Origin of the sequence: Paenibacillus sp. FSL R5-0636, assembly GCF_037974255.1 — a bacterium.
GTDB classification, from domain to species: domain Bacteria; phylum Bacillota; class Bacilli; order Paenibacillales; family Paenibacillaceae; genus Paenibacillus_AQ; species Paenibacillus_AQ odorifer.
The window spans coordinates 5,514,846-5,527,925 of record NZ_CP150232.1 but is presented as its reverse complement, the minus strand read 5'-3'; the positions used below and the strand labels follow the sequence as shown (position 1 = coordinate 5,527,925).

At 46.1% G+C, this 13,080-nt stretch carries 11 protein-coding genes; 10 read left to right on the top strand and 1 reads right to left on the bottom strand.

The features are described 5' to 3' along the window. The first annotated feature begins 94 nt into the window (after window positions 1-94). From MKX34_RS25235 to MKX34_RS25205, 7 genes are all read left to right on the top strand, one after another. Window positions 95-604 (top strand): type 1 glutamine amidotransferase domain-containing protein, encoded by a 510-nt coding sequence (locus tag MKX34_RS25235; RefSeq protein WP_076297543.1) that lies wholly within the window; start codon window positions 95-97, stop codon window positions 602-604. A 48-nt stretch (window positions 605-652) separates the two neighbouring features. Then, window positions 653-1,102, top strand: coding sequence for a hypothetical protein (locus tag MKX34_RS25230; RefSeq protein WP_036677637.1), 450 nt, complete (start codon window positions 653-655; stop codon window positions 1,100-1,102). 366 nt (window positions 1,103-1,468) lie between these two features. Next, entirely contained in the window at window positions 1,469-1,606 is a 138-nt protein-coding gene (locus tag MKX34_RS25225) for a hypothetical protein (protein ID WP_155288182.1), read from the top strand. Between the two features lie 192 nt (window positions 1,607-1,798). Next, complete coding sequence (gene hisS, locus MKX34_RS25220; RefSeq protein WP_036677635.1) at window positions 1,799-3,052, top strand: histidine--tRNA ligase; 1,254 nt, start codon at window positions 1,799-1,801, stop codon at window positions 3,050-3,052. A 55-nt stretch (window positions 3,053-3,107) separates the two neighbouring features. Beyond that, window positions 3,108-4,892, top strand: a complete 1,785-nt coding sequence (gene aspS / locus MKX34_RS25215; RefSeq protein WP_038572979.1) for an aspartate--tRNA ligase — start codon at window positions 3,108-3,110, stop codon at window positions 4,890-4,892. Between the two features lie 61 nt (window positions 4,893-4,953). Then, window positions 4,954-5,709: a tRNA threonylcarbamoyladenosine dehydratase gene (locus MKX34_RS25210; protein WP_036677632.1), complete on the top strand. Its 756-nt coding sequence runs from the start codon at window positions 4,954-4,956 to the stop codon at window positions 5,707-5,709. A gap of 239 nt (window positions 5,710-5,948) precedes the next feature. After that, the gene (locus MKX34_RS25205; protein ID WP_076297542.1) at window positions 5,949-7,247 is read left to right on the top strand and encodes an NCS2 family permease; all 1,299 of its coding nucleotides are present in this window, start codon (window positions 5,949-5,951) and stop codon (window positions 7,245-7,247) included. Window positions 7,248-7,302: 55 nt separating this feature from the next. Here MKX34_RS25205 and MKX34_RS25200 read toward each other — a convergent pair whose 3' ends face one another. Further along, entirely contained in the window at window positions 7,303-7,860 is a 558-nt protein-coding gene (locus MKX34_RS25200) for a hypothetical protein (RefSeq protein WP_076297541.1), read from the bottom strand. A 446-nt stretch (window positions 7,861-8,306) separates the two neighbouring features. Between MKX34_RS25200 and MKX34_RS25195 the strand changes: the two genes are divergently transcribed. From MKX34_RS25195 to MKX34_RS25185, 3 genes are all read left to right on the top strand, one after another. Continuing rightward, window positions 8,307-10,490, top strand: a complete 2,184-nt coding sequence (locus MKX34_RS25195; RefSeq protein WP_038572975.1) for a UvrD-helicase domain-containing protein — start codon at window positions 8,307-8,309, stop codon at window positions 10,488-10,490. Window positions 10,491-10,881: 391 nt separating this feature from the next. Continuing rightward, complete coding sequence (locus MKX34_RS25190; RefSeq protein WP_036677625.1) at window positions 10,882-11,163, top strand: CD3324 family protein; 282 nt, start codon at window positions 10,882-10,884, stop codon at window positions 11,161-11,163. A 295-nt stretch (window positions 11,164-11,458) separates the two neighbouring features. After that, window positions 11,459-12,763 (top strand): replication-associated recombination protein A, encoded by a 1,305-nt coding sequence (locus MKX34_RS25185; RefSeq protein ID WP_036677622.1) that lies wholly within the window; start codon window positions 11,459-11,461, stop codon window positions 12,761-12,763. Window positions 12,764-13,080 lie beyond the last annotated feature (317 nt).

The following is a 13,080-nucleotide window of genomic DNA, read 5'->3' as shown; positions in this document are numbered from 1 at the left end:
AAGGTTAGAAAGCATCCTCATAAGGGTAATAGACCACAAGAAAGAATAATTAGAACATCATTAATTGCTAAAGACAGAGAGGAGAAACTATTACATGAATAACGTTGCTTTCTTACTGGCTAATGATTTTGAAGATTCTGAAATGAAGGTTCCTTATGATGAAATTATAAAGGCAGGACATCAAGCTGACATTATTGGTTTGAAAAAAGGGGAGACCCTGCTGGGTAAAAAGAAAGAAGTCTCCTACGCAGCAGACAAGGCGATCGCCGAGGTTCAAGCAAGTGATTATGACGCGATTGTTATCCCGGGTGGTTCTTCCCCCGAGAATTTACGGCAAAATGCCGATATTTTGAAGTTTGTAAAAGAAGCAAATGAAGCAGGCAAACCTATCGCCTCTATTTGCCACGGACCGCAAATTCTGATCAGTGCAGACTTGCTTAAGGGACGCACCATTACCTCTTATCCTCCGCTGAAGGATGATGTTGTGAATGCCGGCGCGGAGTTTAAGGATGAGGAAGTAGTGGTTGATCGCAATTACATTACTTCGCGTACACCAAAAGATGAGCCTGCATTTGTTCGTGAAATATTGAAGGTCCTGAAATAAATAAGCAATATTTAAATAAGAGTCTTATAATCCAAGGAGGTAATGGCAATGAGCAGAAAAATCCAAGCGTATTTCAGAACTGAAAATGAAGCAGAAGGCGCAAAAACAGCATTGATTAGCTATAAGGTGGATGGCTTGGAGGTTTGGCCACTCACGGACCCTATCGGCAATGATCGTAATATTCTGTTTCCAATCATTCCACTGGATAGTGCATCTGTAGTCGCAGGCACAACTGGAACGCTTGGAACGGCTAGCACACCTGCAGCTGGAGCTATGCTGGTTCCTGGCATTGCCGCCTCCGACACTCGGGCTGACCCTGAAACGCATTATAGTGTGAATGAAGATCAGGTTAGTGCGAACGTGGCAGAAGGAGATCTCGAAGATGGGGATTTAAGTGAACTTCGTTATGTGATGGAGCTAAGTATAGCAGAAGAGAATTATAATGAAGTTGTGGAAATCCTCCGGGGCAAAGGAGCTTATGTTGAACAATTCGAATAGTATTCTATTAAAAATAAACCGCTTTCATGGAATGTAATATAATCGTAATATTACGTACATGATTCCTTAATATAGCGTGTTTATAATAAAGGCATGACCCCCTTTTTAATAATATATGATGATGGACCTGCAGCATTCGGCTGCAGGTCATTTTTTTGTTACAATATAATTGCTGAATAAAAAACTCGGAAGCTGTCAAAATTTATACTAGGCATCCTTTTTACTACCTTGACTTTAATGCAGTAGTTCAGTAGAATATTAACAATATACGATTTTATCATATGGTTTTGATGACGGGACCAAGTAATTCGAGAACCCACAACTCCAGAGAAGAATCCCTTGTCGATTCGGATGACATCTACTTAAGTGGATGATGAACCGGTATCGCTTGGCTGCAAGGATTCTGTTGATGAGCGAATGAATGACCTCCCCGAGAACGTACGGCGAAAGTGGGCAGTGTTGATTGCCGCGATCAGTAGCCGTTTACGCGTAGGCGGGCGTTAACCGCTTTGAGCGGCTTCAGTATATTTTTACTGATCCGGAATGTGGGTGGTACCACGTGGTGTATTATTGGTTATGATAATCCCTCGTCCCTGTTTTTTTATAAAACAGGGCGAGGGATTTTTTGCTTTTTCTGCAATAGAAACAGATGAAGAGAACAGCTTTAGAGGGGTTATTTTTTAGGAGGGATAGACTGTGGCTAAAGAAAGATTCGAGAAACCAACAGGAACGCAGGACGTGCTTCCGGGTGCTGTGGAGAAATGGCAGTATATTGAGGGGAAGGCCAGAGATTTATGCCGCCGTTTTAACTACCGGGAAATTCGCACACCTATGTTTGAGCACACAGGGTTATTCGAACGTGGAGTAGGCGAAACAACGGATATTGTGGAAGGCGAAATGTATACGTTCAAGGACAAAGGCGACCGTGATTTGGCTCTTCGTCCAGAAGGAACGGCTGGTGTCGTGCGAGCTTACGTTCAGAACAAGCTATACGGTGAACCTGATGTAAGCAAGCTGTATTATATCGGACCTATGTTCCGTTATGAGCGTCCGCAGGCCGGAAGATATCGCCAGTTCCATCAGTTTGGGATTGAGGCGTTTGGGGCCGTGGATCCGGCTATTGATGCAGAAGTAATCTCTATGGGCTATCAGTTCTATAAGGATCTAGGTCTTAAGGATGTAAGAGTGGAGCTTAATTCCGTGGGTAATGCACCAAGCCGTGCGGCTTACCGGGAGAAGCTGCTGGGATTCCTTAGACCGATGAAGGATAACCTCTGTAGTGACTGTCAGCGTCGAATCGAGCGTAATCCGCTTCGTGTGCTGGATTGCAAGGTGGATCAGGATAAATTTACAGATGCCCCTTCTATTTTGGACAGTTTGGATGATGAATGCATAACTCATTTTGAGAAGGTTAAGATGCATCTCGACATTATGGGTGTAGAGTTCACGATTAATCCTCGTCTTGTACGTGGTTTGGATTATTACACGCATACTGCGTTTGAATATAAAGCAGCTGGCATTGGCTCTATTGATACCGTAGGCGGCGGAGGCCGGTACAATGGTTTGGTTGAAGAAATCGGTGGACCGGATCAACCGGGTATTGGTTTTGGGATCGGACTGGAGCGTATTCTTCTTATTCTGGAAGATCAGAAGGTAGAACTGGAGACTGCGAAGCCACTGGATGTGTATTTTGTAGCTCTTGGCGAAGAGGCTGACATTGAAATCTCCAAGCAGCTATACTTTCTGCGTAGCCAAGGGTTCTCGGCAGAACGCGACTACCTCGGCCGGAAGATGAAGGCGCAGATGAAGTCAGCTGACCGTATGTCGGCACGTTATACTGCGATTCTTGGCGAAGACGAGCTGAAGAATGGTGTAATTGCGCTGAAGTCGATGAGCACAGGGGAACAGCAGACTGTGAAGCTCGAAGAGCTGGCTCAGGCGTTGGTATAGAAGAAGACTTTTTAAGTAGAAATGTATTTTTAAATAAAAAGGGGAATGGTGAATTATGCAAAGAAGTCATAACTGTGGGCAATTAACACCAGAACATATTGGACAAACGGTAACCTTAAACGGATGGGTCCAGACCCGCCGCGACCTTGGGGGCGTACTTTTTATTGACCTGCGTGACAGAAGCGGTATTGTGCAAGTTGTATTCAACCCGGACTACTCCGGCGAAGCACTTCAAATTGCGGATAAGGTTCGCAGTGAGTATGTTTTGGCTGTCAAAGGAAAAGTGGTTAAACGTGATGAAGAAACTATTAACCGCAATCTGCCAACAGGTGAGATTGAAGTTCAAATTACAGATATCGAAGTGCTGAACGCTGCTAAGACTCCTCCATTCTTCATCGAAGATGGAGTGGAAGTAGACGAATCTCTTCGTCTGAAATATCGTTACCTGGATCTGCGTCGTCCAGAAATGCAAAAAACATTGTTGCTACGCTCGAAAGCTTCTAAGATTTTTCGCGATTTCCTTGACAGTGAAGGATTTATTGACGTAGAGACACCAATCCTAACTAAGAGCTCACCGGAAGGTGCGCGTGATTATTTGGTGCCAAGCCGTGTGCATGAAGGCGAGTTTTTCGCATTGCCTCAATCTCCACAAATCTACAAGCAGCTTTTGATGGTGGGTGGCGTTGAACGCTATTATCAAATTGCTCGTTGTTTCCGTGATGAAGATTTGCGTGCTGACCGCCAGCCGGAATTTACACAAGTGGACATCGAGACTTCATTCCTGTCTCAAGATGAGTTGCTTGGCATGATGGAGAACCTAATGCAGCGTTTGTTCAAAGAAACTGTAGGAGCGGATATTCAGCTTCCATTCCAACGTTTGACTTATGCTGAGGCAATGGGCAAATACGGTTCAGACAAACCTGACCTGCGTTTTGGATTAGAGCTTGTAGAAATGAACGATATTGTTGCCACAAGTGGCGTAAAGGTATTTGCTTCTGTGATCGAAAAGGGCGGAGAAGTGAAATGTCTAAATGCTAAAGGCTGCGGGACTTGGACTCGTAAAGAAATCGATGATCTCGGACCTTATGCTGCGCGTTATGGTGCGAAAGGTTTGGCTTGGATTCAAGTGAAAGACGGCGAGTTCAAAGGACCGATTGTCAAATTCTTCACTGAAGAAGAAATTGCCGCTGTGAAGGAGCGTACAGGCGCTGAAGAAGGCGACCTACTGTTGTTCTCCGCTGATACCAAAAAGGTTGTAGCGGACGTTCTAGGCGCCCTTCGTGTCAAAATCGGACGTCAGCTGGGTCTGATCGACGATAACGTGTTCAAGTTCGCTTGGGTGACTGACTTCCCATTGCTTGGTTATGATGAAGATCAGAAACGTTATGTAGCAGAACACCATCCGTTCACTCGTCCGCGTGAAGAGGATCTGCATCTGTTTGACACAGATCCAGGTGCAATTCGTGCACAAGCCTACGATATCGTTCTGAACGGTTATGAAGTAGGCGGCGGCTCCATGCGGATTTACAAACGTGAAGTACAGGAAAAAATGTTCCAAGCTCTCGGCTTCACAGAAGAGGTTGCTTACGAGAAGTTCGGTTACCTGATGGATGCGTTCGAATATGGTACACCTCCACACGGTGGTATCGCCTTCGGTTTAGATCGTCTAATCATGCTGCTGGCGGGTCGTACAAATCTGCGCGAAACCATCGCATTCCCGAAAACGGCAAGTGCAACGGACCTGCTTATGGATGCACCTGCACCAGTAGACGGTTCACAATTGGAGCAACTGCACATTAAGCTGGCCCTTAAACCAAAGAAAGAAAAAGAAAAAGAATAATTAAATAAAGCGGGCGAGGCAGATTTCTGCTTCGCCATAGCTTTTGAAGGAGGCTGACCTCATGCTGCATCAGTTCTCACGTACGGAACTGGCGATCGGACCGGAAGGTCTGGAGATTATGAAGAACAGCACAGTAGCGGTACTTGGTATCGGCGGTGTTGGCGGTATGGCTGTTGAGGCATTGGCTCGTAGCGGGATCGGCAGACTGATTCTGATTGATAAGGATTCTGTCGACATTACCAATGTGAATCGGCAGATTCACGCACTTACTACTACGGTTGGGCAAAAGAAGGCCGAACTGATGGTGGATCGCGTGAAGCTGATTAATCCGGAATGTGAAGCGATTGCGCTGAACATGTTCTATACGGAAGAAACCTATGAGGAACTGTTCAAGCTGAAACCGGATTATGTGATTGATGCCTCGGATACGATTATCTACAAGGTCCATTTGATTAAAGAATGTCTGTCACGTGGAATTCCTATGATCTCAAGCATGGGCGCTGCCAACAAAATGGATCCTACAAGATTCCAGGTAGCGGACATTTCCAAGACAACGTATGATCCGATTGCCCGTGTCATTCGCCAGAAGCTGCGTAAGGATGGGATTAAGAAAGGCGTGAAGGTGGTCTTCTCTACGGAGCCGCCAATGAAGCCACGTCAGGATGTTACGGACAAGATTGTTCCGGAGAATGCGCCGGATCGACGTAAAGCGAAACAACCGCCAGCCAGCAATTCATTTGTTCCACCGGTAGCCGGCCTAATCATGGTCAGCGTTGCCGTGCGTGATTTGCTTGAGGCTGGAGGCGTCAGCTTGTAAGTGAATCGCTGAGCTGAGGCTGTTTCAATTATAGATATAGGATTAGAGTAATGGACAAAAGGGCGAGTAGCTGGAATCCGGCTGCGTACGCCCTTTTGTTGTCGTTAAACAGGCGGGTTCTGCAAGAAGCAGGCCACAAATAGGCATAATAGCTGAACCGGGATGAACGGCTGATTATTAGATTTATAATCCGGGTAATATCCGCCTGCGGAACTTAATATCAGTGGAGGTTTTTGTACATGAAATCGAATTTTTGGCGAAATAGTGTGGGGCTTGCGCCTGAGAATGACTGGAAACGGGAATGGGCTGCAGGGATTCTCTCCTATTTTGCTTCAGTTTATATTGTTATGGTGAATGCGACGATTCTCCATGACGCGGGGATGCCGCTTAGACCTGCAATGGTGGCTACACTGTTGACTGCTATTACCGGCTGTCTGCTGATGGCTTTTGGCGGGAAGACGCCTATCATCGTGGTTCCCGGGATGGGGATTAACGCATTTTTCACTTATACGCTTGTTCATTCCATGAAGCTGGACTGGAGAGAGGCGCTTACTGTAGTCGTTATAACAGGCGTGTTATTCGCTATCGTGGCCTTTACATCACTTTATCGTATTCTTAGTGAGGCAATTCCCCAAAACCTGCAGCATGCCATTACAGTCGGTATAGGGCTGTTTCTGACTTTTATAGGGCTGCAAAAGAGCGGGATAGTGATTGCCCATCAGACTACTTTTGTTGCCATAGGACATTTTAGTGATCCTGCAGTTATTACATCCTGTGTGACTTTATTGCTGGCTTTAGTGTTATTTATCCGGGGAACTAACGGCGGCCTGCTGATAAGTATGCTGGTTGGTACAGGACTAGCCTATCTTCTGGGAGCTGCACATGCACCGGAAAAACAAGCTTCAGGGCATGTATTCTCAGGTTATGGCGGCCTATTTTTCGGAATGGACTGGAGCGGTATTGTGAGCCTTGTGTTCTGGATTGCTGTATTCCTGTTATTGTTAATCGTTGTATTTGAAAATATCGGTCTTGTAGCCTCACAGACGATGATGGCAGGCCGTCCAGAACGCTTCAAAAGCAGCCTGCGTGCGCTCTCGCTTGCCAATATCGCCGCGGGTCTTTTCGGAAGCAGTCCAGTCGTGGCCGCTGCAGAATCCAATGCAGGAATAGCTGCGGGCGGGCGTTCGGGTCTCACCTCGCTGGTGGCAGGGCTTCTATTCGGGGCGACCTTCTTATTCCTTCCGTTGTTATCCTATATTCCCGATAGTGCGATCGCACCGATCCTGATTGTGATCGGCGGACTTATGGTACAGAATGTGCGTGAGATGGACTTGAGTGATTTGACTGAGCTGTTCCCGTCTTTTCTAATCATGGTTATGATTCCATTCACCTATAGCATTGTGGATGGTATGGCTTTTGGTTTTATTACCTACCCAATTGTGAAGCTGGCGCTGGGCAAAGGGAAGGAAGTGCCACCTGCGCTGTATGGGATTGCTGGTTTGTTTGTAGCTAACTTTATTTTGCAGGCTGTGCTATAGTGCGGCATTCAATTTCTTTAATTGCGAGGGAACTGTTGTTCACTAATCAGCTCTATTAGCCAGCGTTGAAATCAAAGGTATAAATACCGTTGATTGGAGCCAAATGCGTGCGAACGCCGAAATTAAAGGTATAAATACCGTAGATTGGAGCTAAATGCGCGTAGACGACGAAATCAAAGGTATAAATACCGTTGATTGGAGCTAAATGCGCGTAGACGTCGAAATCAAAGGTATAAATACCGTAGATTGGAGCTAAATACGCGAAGACGCCGAAATTAAAGGTATAAATACCGTTGATTCGAGCCGAATACGCGTAGATGTCGAAATCAAAGGTATAGATACCGTTGATTGGAGCTAAAAGCGCGTAGACGACGAAATCAAAGGTATAAATACCGTTGATTGGAGCTAAAAGCGCATAGACGACGAAATCAAAGGTATAAATACCGTTGATTCGAGCCGAATACGCGTAGATGTCAAAATCAAAGGTATAAATACCGTTGATTGGAGCTAAATGCGCGTAGACGACGAAATCAAAGGTATAAATACCGTAGATTCGAGCCGAATACGCGTAGACGTCGAGATCAAAGGTATAAATACCGTAGATTCGAGCCAAATGCGCGTAGAAGTCGAAATCAAAGGTATAAATACCGTAGATTCGAGCTCAATGCGCGTAGACGCCGAAATCAAAGGTATAAATACCGTAGATTCGAGCTAAAAGCGCATAGACGTCGAAATCAAAGGTATAAACACCGTTGATTGGAGCTAAATGTGCGTGTACGCCGAAACCAAAGGCAAAAATGCCTTTGATCCGTGCTAAATGTATGTAAGCGCCGAAATCAAAGGCAAAAACACCTTTGGTGTGTCCTAAATATTCGACGCTTGTGCGAGCTAAGGAGCACCAAAGGGTTTTAGGTTGGAGAACTTATAAGTTTAGTCAAATCATTTGAAAGATTTGGTATTTAAGTGCTGATTGTGCTACAATGGGTATCCTTTTGCGTGAGAAATGGACGTAGGAGCATGAAAATTTAAGCTCGATAAACTTTTAGGAGGTAACTGAAATTGGAAGACAACTTTCAAAGTGCCTATCAAGAGGAAGAAGACAGGCTGAATCAAGCGCTTACTGAAATTGACACTTTGCTGGAGAAGCTCCAGCAGACACCAGTGTACACGGGACATGACTATACGGAACAGGTGCTGGAAGCGAACCGTGATCAGAAGCGCAAAGATCTTGCCAAGCTTAGGCAGGAGCCTTATTTCGGACGGCTTGATTTTCAAGGCAATGATGAGAATGAACGGAAGGCACTCTATATAGGCAAAATCGGCGTAGACCGTGAGCAGGTAAGCGACCGTCCGCTAGTCATCGACTGGCGCGCACCGGTAGCAAGCCTGTTCTATTCGTTTACCGGCGGTACCGAGCCAGCCTCCTATGAAGCTCCTGAGGGATTGATAGAGGGGCTGGTATACCTCAAACGCAACGTCGTGATTCGGAAGCAAATTCTGGAGCGGGTCGCGGATACGTACAATCGGGAAAGCGATGCACCGATAGTATCAGATGAGTTTCTCGTCTATCGACTTGGGGAGAATAAGGATAATCGCCTACGGGATATCGTATCGACCATACAAGAGGAGCAGGACAAGATTATCCGTGCTGCCAAGAATACAGCGCTGATCATTCAGGGCGTGGCAGGAAGCGGTAAAACAACCGTTGCACTGCACAGGCTTGCTTTTCTGCTGTATCAATACAAGGATCAGGTTTCTGCGGAAAAAATGATCATTTTTGCACCAAACCGGATGTTTTTGGATTACATCTCGGATGTATTGCCTGAGCTCGGGGTAGGTAATATTGCTCAAAGTACATTTCCGGATTGGGCAGCTAATGTACTAGGACTGGAATTGCCGGAACAGGATGCGACGGAGACGATGAACCGCTGGTTCGAAACCCCTGGCGGCATGCCGGTAATTACAGAAGAGACACCAGGGCGCTTCAAGGGTTCCACGGTGCTGATGGGAATCATAGAGTCCAGCATCAAGCTATTGGAAAGCAGCTCCGTACCTGAGGGTGATTTTAGCCCGTGGGAGGGTGCGGTGCTACGCCGTTCTATGATTTTGCGCTGGCATAATGAGGAGTATGCTCCCTATCCTCCAGCTAAGCGCAAGGAACGGGTAATGGCGCGGATTCATCGCTGGATTGAGATGGAACTGAAGAAGAGCCCTTCAGCTGCTGCTATGAAGGATCGCAAGAAAAAAGGCGCGCAGAGAGAGAAGGCTTATAGTGCCAAATGGCCTAAATATGATCCATTAACGATCTATAAGCAAATTTTCCGAGCAGCTAAACTTCCTGAGGATTGGCCGATTGAACCGCCTGAGGAAATTCCGGCAGCTGTACTGAAGGAAACGGCAAAAGAGCTGAAAAAAGGCATCATACGTGAAGAGGATTTACCTCCGCTGCTGTATATCCATTATCTTTTGAACGGTGATGAGGGCGTTACTCGCTTTGACCATGTAGTAATCGATGAGGCTCAGGATTTTTCACCTTTCCAAATTGCCGTTCTGGATTTATATGTGCGAGGCCATTCCTTTACGATCCTGGGTGACCTCTCGCAGGGTATACATGCCTATAAAGGCGTACACGCGTGGGAAGAGATGCAGACGTTGTTTGCCCCTGAGAACACGGCTTATCACGCGCTGACACGCAGCTATCGTTCTACTATGGAAATTATAGACTTCGCTAATGGAATTCTATCTTCAGGTGTGGAGAGCTCATTGCTGGCTGTTCCTGTGTTTCGTAGTGGAGATCCCGTGCGTATGATCGCCTACGGTGAGGATAACGGGGAACTGGTGGCTGATGAGCAAGCTCGCTTGCGGACAATAACCTCTGCACTGAAGTCTCTGTCAGGAAGGGAATACCGTACGGTGGCTGTCCTAACAAGAAATCTTCATGAGGCTGCAGAACTATATGCGGAGCTGGCACAGCATTTTGAAGATATTCATCTGATTGATGGCAGTATGACCCAATATCAGGGTGGGCTATCGGTGCTGCCTGTCTATTTATCAAAAGGTTTGGAGTTCGATGCAGTGATCTTAGCAGATGCCGATCAAGACCATTACGGGGCGACGGCTTGGGACGCGAAGCTGATGTATGTCGGCTGTACACGTGCTCTCCATGAGCTGTGGCTGCTCCATAATGGGGAAGTTCCTTCCTATGTGCAAACGGCGGCTGGAAGCGATTCTGAGGGGGAGTAAGACTGGTGGAGAATGGTTATAACTGTTCTTGGTCTTGTAACTCCCCCATAGGTATGGCTTAATAATAAGTGTCCGGCCGGGCAAGAACACTTCTGGAAGGAGGCTGATTGAAATGATTTCAGTATACGAGGTGGTTTCCGTTTAAGACGGAAACCTGCTTAAAGCGAGGAGGCCTTATGGCCTCCTTATTACTAACATAAGAAGTACCACACTTATCCATAAGAACGAAATTTATGAAATCGAATGTAGACGCTACCAAAAGGTTTTTATATAATGAAATTACGGATTTTTCCAAATATGAGGAGAAGAAAGGAGGCAGGTGACGTGATTATAACTAAAAACTTAGTTGACCGACGCATAGGGACACACCTGTTGAAGGAGGAAATGCAAGTTGAGTTATGTAAATGGGAAGGATGTGCTCCCCCCTGGCTTGCTCGAAGAGCTTCAGGGATACATCCAAGGTGAACTGCTCTACATCCCAAAGAGGACGGAAGAGCGGGTTCGATGGGGCGAGAACAGCGGTTCGAGGAAAGAAATAGCGAACCGGAACAAGGAAATTTTCAGTTGTCATCGAAGCGGTGATTCCGTAGCGGAACTTCAGAAGAAGTACCATCTATCGGAAGAAAGCATTCGTAAAATCATATCAAAAATGCGGCTGGCAGTAAATTGCTAGCTTGCAATTCAAGCATAAACGCCTCTGGTGTCCTTATAAGGACGGTAAGCGTTATGCGAGAAATCATAAGGATAAAGTGTAGCGTGAAACCTATACTTTCTTATATTTTGAAAAAAGAGCATGGCTCCCGCCTTTCTAAGACGAGATCATGCTCTTTTTATTTTGGCGTAAAATAAGTCTATGCTGATACTGTTACCTTGAACCGGCAGGACATCCTAATCCTTCCCTGTGATATGGTATGATAGAGAGGGATTTATATTGAGCTTTTACAAGAATATAGCAAGGAAGTGGAGTTATGGATTTATTTTCTTTCGGAGAGGACACCGGGGGCGGACGGCTGCTTGCGGACCGGATGAGACCGGAGAATCTTGATGAATATATTGGTCAAGAGCATATCATAGGTCGGGGGAAGCTGCTGCGAAGAGCGATTGAGGCGGATCAAGTCTCTTCGATTTTGCTCTATGGTCCCCCGGGATGCGGCAAGACGACACTCGCGCATATTATTTCTCATCACACGCAAGGAGAGTTCGTACGTCTGAATGCGGTGGAAGCTACCGTGAAGGATGTACGGGAGGTTATTGAGCGAGCTCAGAACAATCAAACATTGTACGGCACTAAGACGATCCTGTTCCTGGACGAGGTGCATCGATTTAATAGCTCACGCCAGGATGCGCTTTTGCCAGCGGTAGAAAAAGGGACCATCACCTTCATTGGAGCGACTACAGAGAACCCGTTCCATTATGTTAATGGAGCGCTTATGAGCCGCTCCACCTTATTTCAGCTGGAGGCATTAACGAGTGAACACAGCTTGATCGCGATGCGCAGAGCCTTGGCGGACAAAGATAAAGGTCTTGGATTTATGGAGCTTCAGGTCGATGAGGAGGCATTGTTGCATATTGCAACAATGGCTAATGGAGACATCCGGCGAGCACTAAACGCGCTGGAGCTGGCAGCCCTGACTACCGCGCCGCAAGTTGATGGAAGTGTTCATATCACGCTGGAGGTGGCGGAAGAATCCATTCGGCGCCCCATTGTGAAGGCTGATGAATCGACGCAGTATGATGTGCTTTCTGCTTTTCATAAAAGTATTCGCGGTTCCAGCGACGCCGCGTTGTTCTGGTTTCTGTATGCGGTAGAAAAGCTTGGAATGGACCCTATGACTTTTATTCGGCGCCTGATTGCAGCCAGCAGTGAGGATATCGGCCTGGCTAATCCCCAAGCTATGGTTCAAGCGGTGAGTGCGCTGGATGCTTATCGAAATAATGGTTGGCCAGAGGCGAAGCTGAACATTGCCCAAGCTATTCTTTTTGCCGTGGAGAGTCCGAAGTCTAATGCTGTGGTTATGGCTATTTCCAATGCAATGGCAAGTATGGATGAGATCAAATCAGCGGAGGTACCGCTGCATCTGCGTGATACGCACTATAAAGGCGCAACTGCGTTAGGGCATGAAGGATATCAATATCCGCACAATTTTCCGGGGCATTATGTAAAGCAGGAGTATTTGCCTAAGGAGATTTCTCAGCGTGTTTTTTATCAAGCAACTGAGCAAGGCAACGAGATTAAGATTCGTCATAATCAAAAGCTTCGGCGGGAGCAGTAACCCAGCTAGCGACTGTAATACCTTCCAATTTCATGCTGGAAAGCAAAAGATTTTAACTTTCAGACGAACTAAATAATTCCCAAAAAAAGGCGGCCTAGAGCCGTTTTTTTGTTGCCTACGTTACTTTTAATCACATCGATTGAAAATTTTTTATAGGAAAAGATTGATAATTTACCATAAGTTAATTAAAATGAACTACAAAGTTACGAGATGTTCATTTTTATTTCCGATTGAACTACTGGTAGTATTCTTAATGGTGTTAATTATCATCACATTGGTTATTTCAAAATGTTTCATGAAAATCAACACTATTTATA